The following is a 19,917-nucleotide window of genomic DNA, read 5'->3' as shown; positions in this document are numbered from 1 at the left end:
GCATGAGTACCGGCCTGCTGCTGGGTGTGCTGAGCATCGTGTCGGTGCTGCTGGCGCTGGCCGTGTGGTTGTGGGGGACGGCCAACAGCCGCGAACAGCGCCAGGCCTCCCTGCAGCATGCCGAGCAGCAGCTGGCGCGCGGCACCGGCCCTGGCGCCAATACCACCGCCGACGCGGCGCGGCAGGCCCCGTTGCCTGCACCGGGTCGGCGCACCCTGCCCTGGGACGGACAGCTGCAACGTGCCGGCCTGATGCCGGGCTGGAAGCTGCCACTGCTGATGCTGCTGCCGGGCATCGCCCTGTCCGCATTCGCGGTGCTGCGGCTGGGCACCGCCTGGATGTTCCCCCTGACCCTGCTGCTGTACCTGCTGGGCTGCTGGCTGTGGCTGATGCGCCGCACCGGCAAGCTGCAGGCGCAGCTGCTGCACCAGCTGCCGGACTTCCTCGACAACCTGGTGCGCCTGACCGCGCTCGGCAACAGCCTGCAGGCCGCCTTCCAGGTCGCCTCGATGCAGACCAACGCACCGCTGCGCGGCCTGCTCGACACCACCGTGCGCTATGCCCGCGGCGGCATGGACCTGGACCGCGCGCTCAACCTGGCCGCGCAGCCCTACCGCATGGACGTGCTGAAGGTACTGGCGGTGGTGATGGGGGTGAGCGTGCGCATCGGTGGCCGTGCCGACCAGATCCTGCAGCGCATGGGCGACTTCATGCGTGACCTCGAACAGGCCCAGCAGGAACTGGCCGCGACCACGTCTGAAACCCGCATGTCGGCCTGGGTACTGGGCCTGCTGCCACCGGCCAGCGCGGTGCTGATGGCGATCTCCAGCCCCGAATTCTTCCAGCCGGTGCTGCACGATCCGCTGGGCCACAAGATCCTGTTGATCGCCCTGTGCATGGAACTGACTGGCGCCTTCCTGCTGTATCGCCTGGCCAAATCGCTATGAGTACTCCCGTCCACGCAGGAGGCATCCAATGAGCGCCAGCATCTGGTTCGTGGCCGCCCTGCTGGTGCTCGCTGCCGGCGTGGCCCTGCTGGGCCTCGGCAGCTGGGTCCGCAGCCATCGCGAGGACCGCAGCGCGGCCACATTGAAGACGGCGCTGCGTCCGCGCGAAAACGAAGACGGCGCTGCCGATGCACGCAAGGATTCGCTGGGATGGCTGGAGCAGTTCGGCCGTGGACTGAGCGGTGGCCGCCTGGAAGCCGCACTGCTGGCCGGTGAAGATCGCCTGCTATTGGACCTGGCCGGCTGGAACACCCGCCGCGGCACCGCCATCTACCTGGGCCTGCGCCTGCTGCTGGCAGTGCTGGTGCTGGGTATCGCGCTGGCGATCAGCGATGCCACGGGGTTGTCCAGGATCATGGTGGTGATCGGCGCGCTTGCTGCCGGCCTGCTGCTGCCGAAGTTCGCGCTCAGTGCATGGGTCAAGCGGCGGCGGCGTGCCGTGAACAATGAACTGCCGCTGTTGATCGACCTGCTGCGCCTGCTGCAGGGCGTGGGCTTCAGCATGGACCAGAGCCTGCAGACACTGGGCGACAAGCTGCGCGACGCACTGCCGGTACTGGGCGGGGAAATCCAGGAAGCGAATGCGTCCTACACCCACGGGCGCACGCGCGCGCAGTCGCTGCGGCGGCTGAGCGATGTATACGGCGACGACGACCTGTCCAGCCTCGTGCAGTTGATCCTGCAGGTACACGCGCATGGCGGTGCCGTGCAGGAACCGCTGCGCCAGTTCAGCATCCGCCTGCGCGAGCAGCGCCGCAACGCGTTGAAGGAAAAGGTCGGCAAGCTCTCGGTGAAGATGACCGTGGTGATGATGCTGACCCTGCTGCCGGCACTGATGCTGGTGCTGGCCGGACCGGCGCTGGTCGCGCTGGCCACTACCTTGTCGAAAATGGGATGACCTTCATGCCTGTCCTGCGCCCCGCCTGCCTGTTGCTTGCCCTGGTTGCCGCCGCTGCCGGCTGCAGCTCCACCACGCCGAAGTACCTGCGTGCGCCGAGCTTGGCCGAGCCGACGCCGGCCCCGCAGGACAGCCGCAACGCCTATCTGGAGCTGATCCAGCGCATGCAGCAGCAGGGTGCCTGGTACGCCTCGCTGGCGCACGTGGATGCCTTCCGCCAACGCTACGGCGATACCCCGGCACTGCGCCTGCTGCAGGCCGATGCACTGCGCCAGACCGGCCAGATCGATGCGGCGCTGTCGTTGTACCGCGAACTCGGCAACGGCCCACAGGCCGCGGCCGCCGCGCATGGAATCGGCCTGATCGCCGCGCTCCGTGATGATGACGACGGCGGCGAACAGGCACTCGCACGTGCCACCCAGCTGAATCCGCTGAACACCGATTACCTGGGCGACCTCGGCTATGCACGGCTGCGCGCCGGCCGCTTCGAACAAGCACGTGAGCCGCTGGCCAAGGCACTGGAACTGTCGCCGGGCAACGCCAAGGCCACCGCCAATCTCGCCCTGTGGGCGCTGCTGCGTGGCGACACCGCCACTGCCGAACGCCTGGCCCAGCAGGCCAGCTTCAGCGAGGAAACGCGCCGCAGCGTCGAACAGCAGGCACAGCAGATCCGCACGCGGCTGCAGCAACGCCAGGCGGCTGCCACGGCGGCAGCGGCGGCAGCGACGCGGCCGGTTGCCGCGGCGACTGCCAGCCAGGCCGCCACGGGCCCGCGCCTGGCCGCCGAACCGCGCCGCGATGGCCGTGACCAACGCGAGCCGCCACGACTGCCGCCCTCGATGCTGGAGCGCTTCGGCACCACCGACCATCCCACCTGGAACACGCCATGACCTCGACGCCACTGATCCGCTGCCTGCTGCCGATGCTTGCCGGCTTGTCTTTCGCTGCGATTGTGCAGGCGCAGACGCCGCAGCAGCCGTTGACCGGACAGATGCTGGGTGGTGCGGCGCCCGCACCGGCAGCCGCGCCCCTGCACAGCGAGCCGCTGGCCACCGTGGACGTATCGCCGGAACAGGCTCCACCGCCTCCGCCGGTCCCTGCAGCTGCAGCTGCACCCGATTTCGGCGGCACGCAGCTGCGGCCCAACACCTCGCAGATCGGCGACACCACACGCAGCCTGTTCCGCCTGCAGGCCTCCGGCGAGATAGCCGGTGCGCGCCTGCCGATCCTTGGCGACCAGGCCACATCCAGCTACGCGCGTTACCTGAAGAGCTTCCAGTACGACATCCCGCAGTTCTTCGAAACCGACGTCGCCAAGTCCGCAGGATCCTCCCGATCCGGACGCTGAGGTCTGCCATGAACCGAGCACGCCACATCAGCTTCAGTCGCCCGCGCGGCGGCATGTCGGTCACCATGATGCTGGTGATGATCGCGTTGCTGGCAATGCTCGGCCTGATCGAGATCGGCTTCCTGTTCTGGGCCAAGCGTGATGCACAGAAGGTAGTCGATCTTGCCGCGCTGGCGGGCGCACAACGGCTGGACCTGTGCAACGCCAGCAATGCCGACAACAGTGCTGCCCGGCAGAGCGCACTCGCGCAGAACCGCTTCCGTGGGCAGGTGCAGATCCAGTGCGGCAACTGGAATGCCAGCCGCGGAACGGCAGACCACTTCAGCCCGAGCGTGGACGCCAGCAATCCGCGCAACGCGGTGCGCGTCATTGCCGAACGCGGCGTGCTGCCATTCTTCGGCCAGAACCGCACGCTGCCCACCCTGCGCGTGCAGGCCGTGGCCAAGCGCTCGGAACCCACCGCGGTGTTCGCGGTGGGCTCGCAGCTGCTGCGCACCAATGGCAACTCACCGTTGATGGCGACCCTTCGCCTGGTTGGTCTGGACGTCACCAACGCAACGGTGCTGTCCTACGATGGCCTGGCGCAGGCCACCATCACCCCGTCGGGGCTGCTGGCTGCACTGGGCATCCCGGTCACCGCTGACCTCAGCGTGGCCGACTTCAACCGACTGCTGTCGATCAACCGCATTTCGCTGGCACAGCTGGTCAATGCCACCGCCACTGTCGTTGGCCGTGACACCGCCGTCGGCGTGCAGCTGCAGGCGTTGTCCAACCTGGTCGGCACCCGGTTGGACATCAACCAGCTCAATATTCTGCTGGGCAGCCAGAACGGCGGCGGCGGCCTGTTCGCGCAGGTGATTTCGCCGGACGGCACCATCGGCAGCGCGCTGGAATCACGGGTCAACGTGCTGGATCTTGTCACCGCCGCGATCTCCATCGCCAACGATGGCAATGGCGTGCAGGTGCAGGGCTTGAACCTGCTGGGCATCGACGTCAAGGCCGGCGTGGTGGAGCCACCGTCCATCGCCATCGGCGGTGTCGGCGCACGCGCCTACAACGCGCAGGTGCGGCTGATGGTGGACGTCGACAGCGACCGCCTGTTCGCGATCGGTCCGTTGCTGAACCTGCTCGGCACCCGGCTGCATCTGCCGCTGCACGTGGATGTGGCCAATGCGATGGGAACATTGACCAGCATCCAGTGCGGGGCGACGCCACCGACGGCCACCGTCCAGGTCGATTCCTCGGTGCTGCGTGCCTGCGTCGGCAAGGTCAATGCGGCCGATCGTTTCTCCAAGAGCAACGTCTGTGACGCGACCCTGCAGAACGAGCAGCTGTTGAAGCTGCTGGGGCAGCCCTTGATCAACGACAGGATCACCCTGCCGGCACTGACCAGCACGCAGAGCCTGACCCTGGCCGCCGGCCAGACCGGCTCGACCCGGATCAACCCGCTGGCCGTCGGCACCGCCGTGTCGGATCTGGTCAACGAACTGCTGCGCGTGCTGTCCGGCATGCTCAGTTCGCCCAAGCAGGGCATGAACGCCAACGACACCGCCAAGGCATTGGCCGACCGTTACCTGCAGGCCGCCTTCCCCAGTGGCGGGCGCTACAACGTGGACCAGGTGATTCCGCTGCTGCGCGATGGCGATCCGTCACGCAACCTTGCACCGTTGGGCAACTGGACAGTTACCAAAGGCGTACCCAAGCCCTGCCTGCTTGGCCTGACCACCTGCTGGGAAGATGGCTCGGTGTGGACGGGCTACCGCACCACCGTGACCGGCCAGGGCCTGGGCCTGCTCGACGGCCTGCTCGGCTCGCTGGTCGGTGGCCTGCTGATCAACCGCTGCGACAGCCTGCTCGGCAACCTGATCGACTACAACGGCTGCGTGCGTACCAACCTGGCGTCCTATATCCAGACCGCCCCGGCCGGATTCCTCGATGGCCAGAACGGCGGCGGGGTAACCACCCCGGGCAACAACGTGACCTGCAGCGGACTGCTGTGCGCGCTGCTGAATCCGGTACTGGCCGCGCTCAAGCCGGTGCTCAACAGCGTCGGCACCCTGCTGACCAACACCCTGGCCAGCCTGCTCGGGCTGGAACTGGGCCGCACCGATGTCAGCATGCAGTCGATCCAGTGCAGCTCGGCGCAGCTGGTCTTCTGAGCCGCGCGGGCGCGGGTTGGCGGCGTCCGTGCCCATGCTAGACTCGCGGCGGGGAACCACTTTCAACTCAACCCACACTACATCCGTGGATGGTCTAGACATGCGAGAAACTTCAGGGGGCACCGTCTTCGCCCGGTATCCGCGCGGCGCAGCACTGCTGGCCGTGGCCATGATCGTGGTGGCGCCGTCGGCGCTGGCCGCACGTGGCGATCGCACTGCCACCGTCGAGCCGGCCAAGGCCGCGCCGGTGGTACGCAACACCGTCGACGAACTCAAGCAGTTGATGGATGCGCAGCAGCTCACCGAGCTGCGTACCACCTACAACGGCAACTACGGCGCCAGCCTGCTGTTCAACGCCAATACCCTGACCTACTACGTGGCCCTGTTCCAGGAGAAGAACTTCTGGCGGGTGATCAAGACCGATGCCGTCGACAACGCCGAGCGTGTCTACCGCACCTTCGCGCAGCAGTCCGAACAGCTGGCGCAGGTCTACATCGACACCACCCGGCTGGAAGCCGGCAAGCGCTACACCGAGCGCCTGGTGGCCTACAACGAAGAACGCCTGCGTACCCTGCAGCAGGAAATGGAACAGCAGCAGGCGCAGTCGGCGCAGGTCAGTGCAGCGCTGCAGCAGGCCCAGCAGCAGGCGGTCAGCCTGAGCACCGACGTGCAGAGCACCAACAGCCAGCTCGATGCGCTGCAGCGCCGGATCCAGATCCTGCAGGCCGAACAGGGCAACCCGGAGCTGAGCCTGCCCAAGCCGGATGCAGCCGCGGCGCCGGCCGCCGCCAGCGACGGACGCTGAGGCTTACCTGGCCTGTAGACCAGAACGGCACCTTCGGGTGCCGTTTTTCGTTGTGATCAACGACAGGCCTCGCGCACCGCGTCATCCAGCTGCCTGCGCTGCAGGTAATCGAGCCTGCGCGGCTTGGCCAGCGTTTTGACCTGCTGCTGGCGCGCCCGCTCGCAGGCTTGCGGGTCGGCCATGATCGATATCAGCGCGCCCTGCGCGCGTCCGCGCCGTGGCGTCCGCCTGGTTGCGCTGCGGGCAGGTCGTATGACTGAAGGCGCCGGCCCACGCGCCATCGACTCCACAGCAGGCACTTCCCAGCGCCACTCCGCCCGTCCCTGGCAGGGCGTCTGCTGGTAGACCGGATGCCCGCCATCGGTGCATTTGTAGACGTTGGTCTGCGCCGCCGCGACAGCCGCCAACAGCAGTCCAGGCAACACTCCCCATCTCGGCATCTTCATGACTGGCCCTCGCGCGTCCGATGGCCATGGTTGCCATCAGCATCGACCTGCCGCCAGAGCGAGTCGCGTCAGCGCAACGAACCCGTCAATCCGCCACAGCCGTGCAATGCACACGGCACATCGTGCGCTGTACTGCCGCAGGCGCCGGCGAACCCGCAGGCGTCTTCCCTCCCTTCCGCCAAGGAACCTGCAATGAGCAATTTCGTGACCGTCAATGATGGCGCCCGCATCTTCTACAAGGACTGGGGCACCGGCCAGCCTGTCGTATTCGCCCATGGCTGGCCGTTGTCGTCCGACGCCTGGGACCCGCAGATGCTGTTCATGGGCCAGAACGGCTACCGCGTGATCGCCCACGATCGCCGCAGCCATGGCCGCTCCAGCCAGACCTGGGACGGCAACAACATGGACACCTACGCCGACGACCTCGCTGCGGTTCTGGATGCGCTGGACGTGAAGGACGCGATCCTGGTCGGCCATTCCACCGGCGGTGGCGAAGTGGCCCACTACATCGGCCGCCATGGCAGCGCGCGCGTGGCCAAGGTGGTGCTGGTCGGCGCGGTGCCGCCGTTGATGCTGAAGACCGCCGGCAATCCGGCCGGCACGCCGCTGGAGGTGTTCGACGGCATCCGCAAGGGCACCGGCGGCGACCGTTCGCAGTTCTTCAAGGACCTGGCCACGCCGTTCTTCGGCGCCAATCGTGATGGCAACAGCGTCACCGAAGGCATGCGTGATTCGTTCTGGCTGCAGGGCATGCTGGGCGGCGTGAAGGGCCAGTACGACTGCATCCACGAATTCTCGGAAGTGGACTACACCGAAGACCTGAAGAAGATCGACGTGCCGGCCCTGGTGGTGCACGGCGATGACGACCAGATCGTGCCGTTCGACGCCTCGGCCAAGCTGTCTTCGCAGATCATCACGAACGCGGAACTGAAGGTGTACGCCGGCGCACCGCACGGCCTCACCCTGACCCATGCCGACCAGTTCAACGCCGACCTGCTGGCGTTCGCACGCAAGTAACGTAGCGCGGCGGCGCTCCGGCGCCGCCGCTCCTGCGGTAATGCCGGCCACTGGCCGGCAACCCCATCAACCTCGATCGAAACCGCGTTCAGCCGGCCAGCGGCCAGCTCTACCACGACACCCTCAGATGTCGCTGTGGTGATGCGGCGCTGCTGCGGGCAGTGGATCATGGCCGCCGACGAAGTGACGCACTACCGGGGCACGCTCACCGCGGTGCAGCGCGCGCAGCGCTTCCTGGATCGCCTTGTCGTCGGCGGTGATGCGCTCATGCTGGCGCAGATGCTCCAACCACGACGCCGCTACGAAATATTCCAGATGGATGCCCGGGGTCGCCACATCCTCGACCACGCCCCAGACCACGGCGCCATCGCGCCGACGGATCGCCCCCAGCGTGCGCATCTGCGCCTGGAACGCGGCACGATCGGCGGCATCGATGCGATATTCGATGGTCACCAGCACCGGCCCACGATCATTGGACACCGGTACCGACAGCTCCGGCGCTGGCCAGTGGCCGGCCGGGCTCAGGTTCAGATCCTCGGCGCCGGCAATGCGCACGCGCCACACCAGCAGGCCGCCGATGACCGCGCCTGCTGCGGCCACCAGCAATGCCAGCTCCGGCGATGTGCGCTGCGCCAGCGCGCCCCAGCTCAGGCCACCGGCCGCCATGCCGGCCGAGAACACCATGATGTACAGGGCAAGCGCCCGTGCTCTCACCCAGGCCGGCACCGCGGTCTGTGCTGCAATCTGCAACGAAGACAGTACGGTGATCCAGGCGAAGCCATTGACCAGCATCACCAGCGGCAACACGTACCAGCTGCGGGTCAGGGCCAGGCCGGCCAGGCTTGCAGCCAGCGACAAGGTGGCCAGCAGCACCAGCAGGTCACGGTCGAGCTTCGCCCGCAGCTTCGGCAGCAGCAGTGCGCCGCCCACCGCACCGATGCCGATGCAGCCCAGCAGCACGCCATACTGCCCTGCCCCACCATGCATCTGTCCGCGCACCACCACCGGCAGCATCGCGTTCATCGCTGCGGCAAAGAAGAAGAAACCAGCCGATTTGATCAATACCGCCTGCAGGCGTCCGGCACGGCTGGCATAGCGCAGGCCTGCCTTCAGGCCAGCACCGAACCCTTCCGGAGGCAGGCTGGACGCCTTCGGATCGCGCTTCCAGCCCCACACCACGAACAGCATTGCCGCAAAGGTGATGGCGTTGAACCCGAAGGCCCATACCGCACCCAGCTGGGCCACGATCACGCCGCCGATGGCTGGGCCGATCGAACGGGCGATGTTGATGCCGATGGAATTGAGTGCCACTGCCGAGGCCAGCATCGGCTGCGGCACCAGCTCGGAGACGATAGCCGCCTGCGCCGGCATTGCCATCGCCGCGCCGCAGCCCATGCAGAAGGTCAGCAACACCAGCAGCTGCGGCGTCAGCAGGTCCATCGCCGTAAGCATCGCCGTCACCGCCGCCACCAGCAGCATCCAGCCCTGGGTGAACAGCAGGTACTTGCGGCGATCGACAATGTCGGCCAGGGTGCCGGCCGCCAGCGCCAACAGCACGATCGGCACGGTGGTGGCCGACTGCACCAGCGCCACCATCAGCGCCGAGCCGGTGCGTTCGGCCATTACCCAGGCCGCAGCGACGTCGTTGACCCAGGTACCGATGTTGCTGGCCAGGATCGCCAGCCAGATCGAACGGAACATGCGGATCTTCAGCGGCGACCAGGCGCCATCGGCCTGCGGGGAGTGTTGTGACGCGGATGCGTTCACCATTGCCATGCTCCAACGATTGAGGCGAACAGCGTGTCCTGGCCACCGGCCTGCTTCAGTGCAGGGCCCGCATCGACCCAGGCCAGCTGCAGCTGCCATTGCCAGCGGTCATTGACCTGCCAGCGGGTTTCGGATTTGTACTGGGTGCCGATGCGGCGTGCGCCACCGGCACTGCCGGGCAACGCAGCCAATGGTGCCGGCGTGGTGTAGACCGCATCGGCGCGCCGCTGCTTCCAGGCCAGCTGTACACCCAGCTCGGTGGTCACCGCGTCATGCAGGCGCAGCGCCAGTGTCGGTTGCAGATCCATCAGGTTGGCCGGTGCCAACAGGCTGGCTTCGCTGAAATAGGCGGACTTGGGAAACAGCGCATTGAACGTACCGAGCCGGCCATCCCGCGGATCTGCATCGCCGCTGGCGATATCGGCCTTCAGGCCCAGGCGCGGTTGCAGCGGCAGCCCTGCCCAGCGCCAGCCGGTATCGGTGGCCAGGGTCCACGCGCGGACGTCCAGATCGCCGGTCACGGCCCGCAGCTCACCGCCCTGCACCACCAGCTCGGTGTTCCAGTCCAGCGCACCGGACTGGCCGAACCAGCGCGCGCCCAGGGTCTGCCGCCGCTCGGTACCGCTGCCTGCGGCGAAGCGCGCGCCGTCGCGACGATAGTCCAGCAGATAGAGATCCCACTGGCTGCCGCCTGCGGCCTTCGCCGTCGTCGCATACACGCCGATCAGGTGTGCACCGCGCTCACCGCGGTCATCGAACGCACCGGGGCGGTTCTCGACCGGACGCAGCGCCATCAGGTCCAGCGCGCCCAGCCGGCCCTGCCACCCCACCCGTGCACCATCAAAGGCCAGGCGGATGTTCGGCCCGTCGCGCACCGACAGCAGGCGCGAGCTGCCATAGCCCGCTTCCTGCCGGCCCAGCTGCACGTGCATGCCTCCAGCAGTCCAGCGCCAGTACGCCTGCTGCACGTCCAGCGCGCCGCGATCGGTTCGACCTGGGCCACCGGCCTTGCCGCGCTCGGCATGCGCGCCCAGCTGCAGCTTCGCCTGCCAGTCATCGCGGGCGAAGGTGGCCGATGCCAGCGCACGCAGCAGGCCATAGCCATCCTCGCCGCCACCAACGCCGAACCGGCTCGGGTCGTAGTACATGCCACGCAGGCGCAGCGATGCATCCCACTGCAACTGGCCATCGCCAACCACGGCACAGGCGCCACCGTCGCAGGCAAGTGCCAACGACGGCAACGCCAGTGATGCCAGGGTCAGAACGCGAAGCACGAACATCCCATCGCGCCCCAGAACGCGGTCAGGTCATCGGTTGGCGCGGCATGGCGGGCCGCATGTCCATGCCCACCATGGGTGCTGCAGGCTGCACCGTGATGGTGATGATGGGCCGCCGCCAGGCCAGTGGCGGCGCCGCCGACGTGGTAGCCGCCGAAGCGGTTCACCGGCGACCAGTCCGGCATCGCGGGAGGCAGCTGCGGCGCCAACCCGGCGTAGTCGCCGTCGGCATGCACGATGCGGCCCCCCACCACGGTCAACAGGCTGGTGATGTCGGCGATCTGCTGCTCATCGACACGGAAGAAATCGGCCGACAACAGGATGAAGTCGGCCAGCTGGCCTGTCTTCAGCGTGCCCTTCACCGCTTCGTCGCCGGAAAACCAGGCACTGCCCTGCGTCCACAGGCGCAGGGCCTGGTCGCGCTCCAGCAGGTTCTCATCGCCGTACAGGGCCAGGCCACCGACGGTGCGCCCGGTCACCAGCCACGACAGCGCCACCCACGGGTTGTAGCTGGCCACGCGCGTGGCGTCGGTACCGGCGCCGACCGGCACGCCCTCGGCCAGCATCCGCTTCACCGGTGGCGTGTGCCGCGCCGCCTGCACACCATAGCGCTGCACGAATGCCTCGCCCTGGTAGGCCATGCGGTGCTGCACGGCGATGCCGCCATTCAACGCGCGGATACGCTCGATGTTGCGCGGGGTGATGGTCTCGGCGTGGTCGATGAACCAGTGCAGGCCATCGAACGGCACCTCGCGGTTGACCTGCTCGTAGACGTCGAGGATGCGGCTGATGCTCTCGTCGTAGGTCGCGTGGATGCGGAACGGCCAGCGCTTCTCCACCAGCAGCTTGACCACGTCGTGCAGTTCCGGCTCCAGCTCCGGGGGCAGCTCCGGGCGCGGCTCGTTGAACAGTTCGAAATCGGCTGCCGAGAACACCAGCATCTCGCCGGCACCGTTGTGGCGCAGCAGGTCATCGCCCTGGCGCGGCTGCAGCATCTCGCTCCAGCCGCGGAAATCGCTGACCTCGCTGCCCTTGTTCTGGGTGAACAGGTTGTAGGCGATGCGCACGGTCAGCTGCTGGTCGCGATGCAGCTGCTCGATGACCTGGTAGTCCTCGGGGTAGTTCTGGAAGCCACCGCCGGCGTCGATCACCGAGGTGATGCCCAGGCGGTTCAACTCGCGCATGAAATGGCGGGTGGAATTGGACTGGTATTCGATCGGCAGCTTCGGCCCCTTGGCCAGGGTTGCATACAGGATCAGTGCGTTCGGCTTGGCCAGCAGCAGGCCGGTCGGGTTGCCCAGCGAATCGCGCACGATCTGCCCACCGGGCGGATCCGGCGTTTCCTTGGTATAGCCGCAGGCACGCAGCGCCGCGCGGTTGAGCAGTGCGCGGTCGTACAGGTGCAGCAGGAACACCGGCGTATCCGGGGCGATGTCGTTCAGCTCCTGCAGGGTCGGCAGGCGCTTCTCGGTGAACTGGGTAGCGGTGAATCCACCGACCACACGTACCCACTGCGGCGCGGGCGTGCGGTCCACCTGCGCCTTCAGCATGGCCATCGCATCGGCCAGTGACCGCAGGCCGTCCCAGCGCAGCTCCAGGTTGTAGTTCAAGCCACCACGGATAAGGTGGGTGTGGCTGTCATTGAGACCCGGCACCAGTCGCCGTCCCTGCGCATCGATGAGGGTGGCTTCGCTGCCCCAGTCGCGCATGATCTGTTCATCGCTGCCGACGGCGACGATGCGCCCCTCCTGCACGGCCAATGCCTGCGCATGCGGTTGCTGCGGATCGAGGGTGGTGATGCGTGCATTGCGGATGACCAGCGTGCTCATGCGGCGCTCCTTGGAAGGGGATTCGATGGCGACGGCGGTGCCGCCAGCCAGGCCCAGCGCCAGCGCGGCGCCGGTGGCCAGTACCACGTTGCGGCGGCCAGGATCGAGAGGGTCGTTGCTCATGCGATGTTTCCAGAAAGAACCAGCCCATCCACCGCCCATGCACCGGGCCCGGCCAGGGCGATGGCCAGCAATGCCAGCGTCCACAACAAGGGATACTCGGCACCGCCACGCATCCAGAACCATCCTTTGGGCAGCGCCAGCAGTGCGGTGAAGGCGATGAACGCGGCAGCGACAAGCGCGGCGGCCCGGGCCTGCCAGCCCAGCATCACCGCGGTGCCGGACGCCACCTGCAGCAGCGCCAGCAGCAGTGGCAACGGGGCCGCTGCAGGCAGGCCGAAGCCACGCAGTTCGCCGGCAAAACCCGCCAGGCCAGGCCCGTTGAACCAGCCGAACAGTTTGCCCAGCGCGTGCGGCAGCAGGAAACCTCCCGCCGCCACCCGCAGGATCAGCAAGGCCAGGTCGAGGCCATGGCCATCGCGCACGCTCAGTGCCCGCCTTCCTGGGCGCCGAACATGGTCTTGGCGTACTGGATGCCGACGCCATAGCCGCCGGCATGGTCACGGGCGATGCCGGTGGTCAGGTCGTAGGTTTCACCGCGCGCCCAGTCGCGCTGCAGTTCCAGCAGGTACTGCACGCTGGTGATCGGCACCGCACCGGCCTGCACCATGCGGGTGATCGCGCGTTCGTGCGCCTCTTCGCTCACATCGCCGCAGGCATCGGTGATCACATAGACCTCGAACCCCTGCTCCAGCGCCGACAGCGTCGGTCCGACGATGCAGACGCTGGTCCACAGCCCGGCCAGCACCAGCCGACGCTTGCCGATACGGTTCACCTCATCGATCACCGGCTGGTCTTCCCAGGTGTTCATCGAGGTGCGATCGAACACCGTCTGGCCCGGGAAGATCGCCGGCAGCTCCGGGAACATCGGGCCGGAGAACGACTTCTCGGCCACCGTGGTCAGCAGCACCGGCACGTTGAAGCCCTTTGCGCCCTTGCTGATCAACGACACGTTGTTGCGCAGTGCGGAGATGTCGATGGTGTGGGTGGCGAACGCCATCTGCGACTGGTAGTCGATCAGGATCAGGGCGTGGTCGGTGGGTGACAGCAGTGCCTTGGCGGGGGTGGCGGTGGCGAGGCTCATGGGTGGACTCCAGTGGAAGAAACAACAAGGGGACGTGCGAGCGCCGCATCGCCGGCCAGATACTGGCCGGGACTGCAGCCGGTCTCGGCGCGGAAGCTGCGGACGAAATGGCTCTGGTCGAAAAAGCCCAGATGCTGGGCCAGGCAGGTCATCGACTGCCCATGGGTCGGCAGCAGCTGCCGCGCGCGTTCAATGCGCCGTCGACGCACGTAACGCAGCGGGCTGGCACCGGTGCCACTGCGGAACAGGCGCACCAGATGGAAACGGCTCACGCAGGCGACCTCGGCCAGTTCGGTGACCCGCAGCGGCTGCGACAGGTGCTCATCGATGTAGCGCAGCGCACGCTGCAGGGCGGCCGACTGCTGGGGCGCCAGCATGGGCGTGGGCTGGGCGGGCGAAAGAACGGTAGCCATGCTCGGGCGCGCAGCGGGGGTGGCCCATGTTGCGGCGCCAGCCGTCGGCGCCCTACCCCCAACGGTCGAGGTCAACACTCACCCGATCGGGGGAGGCGGCCGTCGCAGGCGTCGCCGGCCGAACAGCCGCGCGTCCAGCGAATAGGCGCCCGGCCCCAGCAGCAACAAGGCCAACGGCAGCAGCGACCATGGCAACGCCGCGCCCTGCCAATAGAGCCCCGGCACCGCCAGCGCAACCGCCAGCGGCGTCAGCAGGCCGGGCAACAGCAAGCCCGTTGCCGCCAGGCACAGCCACCATGACCCACCTGCAGCGGTACCTGGCAGCAACAGCGCGCTGGCGACGCACATTCTCAGCCACAGCAATCCCAGGCCCGGGCCGCGATCGGGAAACATCACATACAAGCGCTGCATCGCCGGCCTCCATCATCCATGTCGGCGTGATAGCCGACCCCGCTGCATCACGCCTACCCCATTCGGGTCACCTGCGCCTGCCCCGCACCTGCCAGAATGAGCGCCATGCGTGGCCACCTCATCCCTCTCCCGCGTCGCCTGCCGGCGCTGCTGTCGTGCCTGCTGTTGTGGATCGCCCTGCCCGTGCTCGCTGCGCAGCATCCGGTGATCAGCGACGGCATGCCCGGCTACCAGCACACCGCGTGGCGGGTCGGCCAAGGGGCGCCCGGCGATATCTGGGACATCGCCCAGGATCGTGAGGGCATGCTGTGGCTGGCGACCGGCTCGGGCCTGTACCGCTTCGACGGTCGCCGTTTCGAGCGCCAGGCGGCACCTGCGGGCGCCCGCTTCCCCTCCACCAACATGGTCACGCTCGGCCTCGACGGCGAGGGCGACGACCTGTGGATCGGCTATTTCCAGGCCGGCATCAGCCAGTTCTCGCCGCAGCGGCTGCGCAGTTTCGGGCGCGCACAGGGCGTGCCGGTGGGCGTGGTGCCGCGCTTCGCGCATGACCGCAATGGACGCCTGTGGGCGGCAGTCAACGGTGGCCTGCGCTGGTTCGACGGGCAACGCTGGCAGGCTCCGGCCGCCGATGAAGGCGTGCCACAACGTCGTGTGCAATGGCTGCTGCAGGACAGCCACGGCACCTTCTGGGTGCTGGCCGACCTGCACATCTGGAAGCGCCCGGCGGGAAAGACCGCATTTGAGAACACCGGCATCGCGGTCTCACAGATGGCGTCCCTGGTGGAAAGCCCGCAGGGCGAGATCTGGCTGGCCGACCGCATCCGCGGCACCTCACCACTGGCCAACGCGCACGGGCTGCTGCCCCCCAGCGAACGGGAAGCGCGGCGCATGCCGGACCTGGTCGCCTCGCGGCTGCAGTTCACTGCCGATGGCGCACTGTGGGCCACGATGAGCCCGCACGGTGGCGTCGCCCGCGTCACCTTCGAAGGTCAGCGCGCCGCGCGCATCGAGCGCTTCGACACGCCACAGGGCCTCACCGCGACCTCGGCGGTGCCGGTCATCGCTGACCGAGAAGGCAACCTGTGGGTCGGCACCAACCTCGGCCTCAACCGCTTCCGGGCACGCAGCGTGCAGACGCTGGCCGTCGGCCCCAGCGATCCTTACCGCTCGCTGGTACGCGGTAGCGACGGCCGCGTGTACGGCTATGGCGAAGACCTCAAGCTGTTCGACCTGCAGCGCCCGCTGCTGGCCGAAAGCGCAGCGCAGCTGCAGGCCGCCGCGCAGCGGGCGCCGACCCCGGTCTGGCAGTTCGACTGGATCAACCTTGCACGCACGGTCGGCGGTCACACCACGCGCATTCCCCTGCCCGCACCGTTCACCGGCCAGCCCCTGCATGCCCTGTTGTTTGCCGACGATGACCAGGCCTGGGTCTGCGCCGGCGAGCAGGCGGTGCTGCAGTACGCGGATAGCCGGTGGCGACGCGAGACACGGCTGCCCGAACAGGCCTGCTCGTCGCTGGCGCGTGCCAGCAACGGCGCGCTGTTGCTTGGTTATTCCGACGGCACGCTGCGCCGCCTCGATAACGGATCGGTCGACACGTTCGGCACGGCACAGGGGCTGTCGGTCGGCCCGATAACCGCGCTGCTGCAGCATGACGATCTACTGCTGGTTGCCGGTGAGGCGGGCCTGGCCGCGCGCCTCGGCAACGGCCGGTTCCTGCCCGTGCGCACCAACACCACCGGCATCCTCGAAGGCATTACCGGCATGGTCGCCGATGGCCAAGGGAGGCTCTGGCTCAACGGCAGCCGCGGCCTGGTGCGGCTTGAAGTCGCTACCCTGCGCAGCGCACTGCGCGACGGCCAACCAGTCGCCCCGCGCCTGTTCGATGCCGTCGATGGCATGCCCGGCATTGCCCTGCAGAGCGGCCCCATCCCGACCGCCGTGCTGGCCGCCGACGGCCTGCTGTGGCTGGCCACCAACCAGGGCCTGGCGTGGTTGGACACGTTGCAGCCGCACATCAACACCATGGCGCCCGGCGTACGCATCGGCGACGTGCTGTATGGCACCACCCAGACGCCGTTGCAGGAGGGATTGCGCCTGCCGGCCGGCACCTCCCAGCTGCAGATCGACTATGTCGCGCTGTCGCTGGCGCGGCCCGAGCGCAACCGCTACCGCTACCGCCTGTCCGGCGTGGACGACGGCTGGCAGGACGCCGGTGGCAGCACGCGCGCGTACTACACCAATCTGGCCCCGGGGCATTACCGTTTCGAGGTGGAGGCTGCCAACGAGGACGGCATCTGGAGCCGCGCGCCAGCCATCCGCAACTTCCGGATTGCGCCCACGTTCCTGCAGAGCGTCTGGTTCAAGCTGTTGTGCGTGGTGCTGGTGCTGGCCGTGCTGATGTTGGCCATCCGCATCCGCAGCGGCCAGCTCGCGATGCTGTTCCGCGCCCGCCTGCAGGAGCGCAACGGCGAGCGCGAACGCATCGCACGCGACCTGCACGACACCCTGCTGCAGGGCAGCCAGGGGCTCATCCTGCGGCTGCACGCCATCAGCCAGTCCGCGCAGACGCCTGAACCGGTGCGCACCCAGCTGGAGGCGGCAATGCAGTTGGCCGAGCAGAATCTTGCCGAAGGCCGGGAGCGGGTCAACGCACTGCGTGACGGACCGTTTGCCGGTCGCGACCTCGCCTCGGCGCTGGCCGATGTGCACGCCGAATACGCCGGCCAAGGCACCAACCCGCTGCGCCTGACCGTGGAAGGCAGCCCCCCGCCCCTGCAGACCGATGCCGCCGAAGAAGTATTCCTGATCGGACGCGAGGCCATCCGCAACGCGTTGCGGCATGCGCAGGCCAGTGCCATCGAAGTGGAACTGTCCTACGGCACCCGCTGCTTCCTGCTGCACGTACGCGATGATGGTGTCGGCATTGCCGACGAGGATGCCGGCCGCGGTCACTGGGGCATGCAGGGCATGCGCGAGCGCGCACAGCGCCTGGGTGCGGAACTGCAGCTGTGGACCCGTCCGGGACTGGGCACCGAAGTGGCGCTGTCCGTGCCGGCCCGTCGCCTGTATCACCGCCGTCCATCGCGCTGGCGCTGGCCCTGGAGCAGACCCACCCATGACTGAATCCCTTCCTCCCATCGGCGTACTGGTGGTTGATGACCATCCCCTGCTGCGCGATGGCCTGGCGGCATTGCTGAGCACACACACGGACCTGCGCCTGCTTGGCGAAGCCGCCGATGGCGAAGAGGCGCTGGCCCGCTACCAGCAGCTGCAACCGGATGTGGTGCTGATGGACCTGCAGATGCCACGCATGGACGGCGTGGAAGCGATCGTGCGGATCCGCGCGCTTGATCCCCGCGCCCGCATCATCGTGCTGACGACCTACCGCGGCGATGTGCGTGCGGTGCGTGCCCTGCAGGCCGGCGCCAGCGCCTATCTGTTGAAGGACACGCTGCGCCACGAACTGGTGGACACCATCCGCACGGTGGCCAGCGGCCGTCGTGCACCGATACCGGCAGAGGTGGCGGCCAGCATCGCCGCGCATGTCGTGGAAGACCGGCTGTCGCCGCGCGAAACCGAAGTACTGCGCCACGTGGCCGGTGGCCTGTCGAACAAGCGCATCGGCGAACGCATGCAGATTTCCGAGCAGACGGTGAAGGCGCACATGAAAAGCCTGATGGACAAGCTGGGCGTCGGCGACCGGACCCACGCGGTCACCCAGGCGCTGCGCCGCGGAATCATCAGCCTGGATGACACCGGTCAGGAGTGAAGGGGGTTCGGCCGGGCTGCGCCCGGCACTCGCCGAAGCAACGTCAACGTCAACGTCAACGTCAAAAGCGGGCTAGCCGTGGGATGGCGAGGTGGGTCCGGTTGCGGGGGACGCCGTAAACCCGTCCTTGAAGTGACCCCCGAGAGTTGGACGGTGGGGTCAAACGGCCGCTTGGGCCTGTTTCCGGTACTGTACCGGGCTCAGGCCCTTCAATTTCAATCTGATGCGCTCTTGGTTGTAGTACTTGATGTAATCCACGAGCCCAGCCTCCAGACTCTCGATGCTGTCAAAGCTGTTCAGGTAGAAAAATTCTGACTTCAGCGTCCCGAAAAAGCTTTCCATTGCCGCATTGTCCAGGCAGTTGCCACGCCGGGACATGCTTTGCTTCAACGAGTGCTTTTCCAGCATGTGCCGGTAGTTTTCATGCTGGTACTGCCAGCCCTGGTCGGAGTGGATCATGGGGCGCTCATCCGGGGAGAGCTTGTTGATGGCTTCGTCCAGCATCTGACCTACCAGATCGAACACGGGCTGACGCTTGATCTGATAAGCCACGATTTCGCCGTTGTAGAGGTCCATGATCGGCGACAGGTAGAGCTTCATCCCTTGCACCTTGAACTCGGTGACGTCGGTCACCCACTTCTGGTTGGGCCGCTCGGCATGGAACTGGCGATTGAGGTCATTGCCAACCACAACATTGGCTGCCCCTTTGAAAGATCGGTAGCGCTTCACGCGGACCCGTGATTTCAGGCCCATCTCTCCCATCAGACGCTGTACCCGCTTGTGATTGGTCCGATGGCCCTGATTGGCCAATTCCAGCGTCACCGTGCGATAGCCATAGCGCCCTTGGCTTTGATCGTAGATTGCACGGATGCGCTCGCACAGATCTGCCTCGTCCTGATCCGGATGGGCCAGGACATGGTTCTGGTAATAGAAAGTACTGCGCGACAGCTCTGCCGCTTCGAGCAGAAGCGACAGCGTATGAACCTGCCTCAATCCTTGGATGGCTTGCGCTTTGCGTCCTGCGCCGCCTGCTCTTCCCGGATCAAGGCATCGAGTTTTTTTAGGTAGTCGGTCTCCGCACGCAGATAGGCGACTTCCTTGAGCAGCTCATCGCGGCTCATATCCTCAGGTGGTTTGGACGAACGGGTCTTTTTCATCGGCTTTCGGGGCGGCAGCGGCGGCGGTGCCAACGCTTGGGCACCGCCCTGAGCATACAGGCGCCGCCACTGCCCCACTGCGCCGGCATCGCCAATCTGAAAGTAGGTGGTGGCCTCACGCCCGGACATGCCGTCCCGGCTCATCTTCTCCAGAACAGCCAGCTTGAACGCGAGGTCATAGGACCGGGTCTGGCGGTGAAACCCGCGCCAACCGTGCAGCCGATACGTAGCCACCCAGCGTCTGACCGTGGAGAACTCCAAACCGTGGTGTCGGGCGATGGCTTTGACCGACGTGGAGGTCTTGCAGGCTTCTTTGGCGACCTGCAGTTTGAATCGAGCTTCGTACCTGTTCATGTATCCCTCGGGGTTGGATCTGGCGTCCAACTCCCGGGGGTCACTTCACC

General features: G+C 67.2%; 18 protein-coding genes and 1 pseudogene. 9 read left to right on the top strand and 10 right to left on the bottom strand.

The window, feature by feature from the left end; all coding sequences use genetic code 11:
- Window positions 1-2: 2 nt before the first annotated feature.
- From AC13GI_RS21190 to AC13GI_RS21165, 6 genes are all read left to right on the top strand, one after another.
- A complete protein-coding gene (locus AC13GI_RS21190; RefSeq protein ID WP_482997273.1) occupies window positions 3-947 on the top strand; it encodes a type II secretion system F family protein in 945 nt (314 codons plus the stop codon).
- A gap of 28 nt (window positions 948-975) precedes the next feature.
- Window positions 976-1,905, top strand: coding sequence for a type II secretion system F family protein (locus AC13GI_RS21185; protein ID WP_265953554.1), 930 nt, complete (start codon window positions 976-978; stop codon window positions 1,903-1,905).
- Window positions 1,906-1,910: 5 nt separating this feature from the next.
- Entirely contained in the window at window positions 1,911-2,795 is an 885-nt protein-coding gene (locus AC13GI_RS21180) for a tetratricopeptide repeat protein (protein WP_482997272.1), read from the top strand.
- A complete protein-coding gene (locus AC13GI_RS21175) occupies window positions 2,792-3,253 on the top strand; it encodes a DUF3613 domain-containing protein (RefSeq protein WP_482997271.1) in 462 nt (153 codons plus the stop codon). Before AC13GI_RS21180 ends, AC13GI_RS21175 begins: the two co-directional genes overlap by 4 nt.
- An 8-nt stretch (window positions 3,254-3,261) precedes the next feature.
- On the top strand, window positions 3,262-5,412 hold the full coding sequence (locus tag AC13GI_RS21170; protein ID WP_482997270.1) for a TadG family pilus assembly protein: 2,151 nt from the start codon (window positions 3,262-3,264) through the stop codon (window positions 5,410-5,412).
- Between the two features lie 100 nt (window positions 5,413-5,512).
- The gene (locus tag AC13GI_RS21165; protein ID WP_088100167.1) at window positions 5,513-6,217 is read left to right on the top strand and encodes a DUF2968 domain-containing protein; all 705 of its coding nucleotides are present in this window, start codon (window positions 5,513-5,515) and stop codon (window positions 6,215-6,217) included.
- A 56-nt stretch (window positions 6,218-6,273) separates the two neighbouring features.
- On the opposite strand, the gene AC13GI_RS21160 is transcribed toward AC13GI_RS21165, so the two are convergent.
- Window positions 6,274-6,399: a hypothetical protein gene (locus AC13GI_RS21160; RefSeq protein ID WP_482997278.1), complete on the bottom strand. Its 126-nt coding sequence runs from the start codon at window positions 6,397-6,399 to the stop codon at window positions 6,274-6,276.
- A gap of 141 nt (window positions 6,400-6,540) precedes the next feature.
- Window positions 6,541-6,657, bottom strand: a pseudogene (locus tag AC13GI_RS21155) (DUF4124 domain-containing protein); the annotation flags it as partial.
- A 198-nt stretch (window positions 6,658-6,855) separates the two neighbouring features.
- On the opposite strand from AC13GI_RS21155, the gene AC13GI_RS21150 reads away from it, so the two are divergent.
- Window positions 6,856-7,680 carry an alpha/beta fold hydrolase gene (locus AC13GI_RS21150; protein ID WP_482997269.1) on the top strand — a complete coding sequence of 275 codons (825 nt, stop codon included), beginning with the start codon at window positions 6,856-6,858 and terminating at the stop codon, window positions 7,678-7,680.
- Window positions 7,681-7,803: 123 nt separating this feature from the next.
- Here AC13GI_RS21150 and AC13GI_RS21145 read toward each other — a convergent pair whose 3' ends face one another.
- The 7 genes from AC13GI_RS21145 to AC13GI_RS21115 all read right to left on the bottom strand — a co-directional run bounded on the left by AC13GI_RS21145 (window position 7,804) and on the right by AC13GI_RS21115 (window position 14,581).
- On the bottom strand, window positions 7,804-9,450 hold the full coding sequence (locus AC13GI_RS21145; RefSeq protein ID WP_265953539.1) for an MFS transporter: 1,647 nt from the start codon (window positions 9,448-9,450) through the stop codon (window positions 7,804-7,806).
- Window positions 9,444-10,727 carry an alginate export family protein gene (locus AC13GI_RS21140; protein ID WP_482997268.1) on the bottom strand — a complete coding sequence of 428 codons (1,284 nt, stop codon included), beginning with the start codon at window positions 10,725-10,727 and terminating at the stop codon, window positions 9,444-9,446. Before AC13GI_RS21140 ends, AC13GI_RS21145 begins: the two co-directional genes overlap by 7 nt.
- Window positions 10,706-12,553 (bottom strand): amidohydrolase, encoded by a 1,848-nt coding sequence (locus AC13GI_RS21135; RefSeq protein WP_482997277.1) that lies wholly within the window; start codon window positions 12,551-12,553, stop codon window positions 10,706-10,708. The genes AC13GI_RS21140 and AC13GI_RS21135 overlap by 22 nt, the downstream gene beginning before the upstream one ends.
- A gap of 119 nt (window positions 12,554-12,672) precedes the next feature.
- On the bottom strand, window positions 12,673-13,098 hold the full coding sequence (locus AC13GI_RS21130) for a DoxX family protein (protein WP_482997267.1): 426 nt from the start codon (window positions 13,096-13,098) through the stop codon (window positions 12,673-12,675).
- A 2-nt stretch (window positions 13,099-13,100) separates the two neighbouring features.
- Window positions 13,101-13,757 (bottom strand): hydrolase, encoded by a 657-nt coding sequence (locus AC13GI_RS21125; protein WP_180167333.1) that lies wholly within the window; start codon window positions 13,755-13,757, stop codon window positions 13,101-13,103.
- Complete coding sequence (locus AC13GI_RS21120; protein ID WP_180167334.1) at window positions 13,754-14,170, bottom strand: helix-turn-helix domain-containing protein; 417 nt, start codon at window positions 14,168-14,170, stop codon at window positions 13,754-13,756. Before AC13GI_RS21120 ends, AC13GI_RS21125 begins: the two co-directional genes overlap by 4 nt.
- 78 nt (window positions 14,171-14,248) lie before the next feature.
- Window positions 14,249-14,581, bottom strand: a complete 333-nt coding sequence (locus tag AC13GI_RS21115) for a hypothetical protein (protein WP_099818750.1) — start codon at window positions 14,579-14,581, stop codon at window positions 14,249-14,251.
- A gap of 96 nt (window positions 14,582-14,677) precedes the next feature.
- Between AC13GI_RS21115 and AC13GI_RS21110 the strand changes: the two genes are divergently transcribed.
- On the top strand, window positions 14,678-17,710 hold the full coding sequence (locus AC13GI_RS21110) for a sensor histidine kinase (RefSeq protein ID WP_482997266.1): 3,033 nt from the start codon (window positions 14,678-14,680) through the stop codon (window positions 17,708-17,710).
- Window positions 17,703-18,356 (top strand): response regulator, encoded by a 654-nt coding sequence (locus AC13GI_RS21105; protein WP_191077890.1) that lies wholly within the window; start codon window positions 17,703-17,705, stop codon window positions 18,354-18,356. The genes AC13GI_RS21110 and AC13GI_RS21105 overlap by 8 nt, the downstream gene beginning before the upstream one ends.
- Before the next feature lie 159 nt (window positions 18,357-18,515).
- Here AC13GI_RS21105 and AC13GI_RS21100 read toward each other — a convergent pair.
- Window positions 18,516-19,867, bottom strand: a protein-coding gene (locus tag AC13GI_RS21100; protein ID WP_482995612.1) for an IS3 family transposase whose coding sequence is annotated in 2 segments (ribosomal slippage) — window positions 18,516-19,420 and window positions 19,420-19,867 — 1,353 coding nt in all. Because the reading frame shifts where the segments join, the coding sequence is not laid out codon by codon here.
- Window positions 19,868-19,917: the final 50 nt, after the last annotated feature.

This window comes from Stenotrophomonas sp. 82F1 (genome assembly GCF_056861525.1).
This window is presented reverse-complemented; position numbering and strand designations above follow the sequence as displayed.

Bases quoted from the DNA above. Each gene is read 5' to 3' on its own strand.
- AC13GI_RS21190 (WP_482997273.1), top strand. From the start codon at position 3: ATGAGTACCGGCCTGCTGCTGGGTGTGCTGAGCATCGTGTCGGTGCTG.
- AC13GI_RS21185 (WP_265953554.1), top strand. From the start codon at position 976: ATGAGCGCCAGCATCTGGTTCGTGGCCGCCCTGCTGGTGCTCGCTGCC.
- AC13GI_RS21180 (WP_482997272.1), top strand. From the start codon at position 1,911: ATGCCTGTCCTGCGCCCCGCCTGCCTGTTGCTTGCCCTGGTTGCCGCC.
- AC13GI_RS21175 (WP_482997271.1), top strand. From the start codon at position 2,792: ATGACCTCGACGCCACTGATCCGCTGCCTGCTGCCGATGCTTGCCGGC.
- AC13GI_RS21170 (WP_482997270.1), top strand. From the start codon at position 3,262: ATGAACCGAGCACGCCACATCAGCTTCAGTCGCCCGCGCGGCGGCATG.
- AC13GI_RS21165 (WP_088100167.1), top strand. From the start codon at position 5,513: ATGCGAGAAACTTCAGGGGGCACCGTCTTCGCCCGGTATCCGCGCGGC.
- AC13GI_RS21160 (WP_482997278.1), bottom strand. From the start codon at position 6,399: ATGGCCGACCCGCAAGCCTGCGAGCGGGCGCGCCAGCAGCAGGTCAAA.
- AC13GI_RS21150 (WP_482997269.1), top strand. From the start codon at position 6,856: ATGAGCAATTTCGTGACCGTCAATGATGGCGCCCGCATCTTCTACAAG.
- AC13GI_RS21145 (WP_265953539.1), bottom strand. From the start codon at position 9,450: ATGGTGAACGCATCCGCGTCACAACACTCCCCGCAGGCCGATGGCGCC.
- AC13GI_RS21140 (WP_482997268.1), bottom strand. From the start codon at position 10,727: ATGTTCGTGCTTCGCGTTCTGACCCTGGCATCACTGGCGTTGCCGTCG.
- AC13GI_RS21135 (WP_482997277.1), bottom strand. From the start codon at position 12,553: ATGAGCACGCTGGTCATCCGCAATGCACGCATCACCACCCTCGATCCG.
- AC13GI_RS21125 (WP_180167333.1), bottom strand. From the start codon at position 13,757: ATGAGCCTCGCCACCGCCACCCCCGCCAAGGCACTGCTGTCACCCACC.
- AC13GI_RS21120 (WP_180167334.1), bottom strand. From the start codon at position 14,170: ATGGCTACCGTTCTTTCGCCCGCCCAGCCCACGCCCATGCTGGCGCCC.
- AC13GI_RS21115 (WP_099818750.1), bottom strand. From the start codon at position 14,581: ATGCAGCGCTTGTATGTGATGTTTCCCGATCGCGGCCCGGGCCTGGGA.
- AC13GI_RS21110 (WP_482997266.1), top strand. From the start codon at position 14,678: ATGAGCGCCATGCGTGGCCACCTCATCCCTCTCCCGCGTCGCCTGCCG.
- AC13GI_RS21105 (WP_191077890.1), top strand. From the start codon at position 17,703: ATGACTGAATCCCTTCCTCCCATCGGCGTACTGGTGGTTGATGACCAT.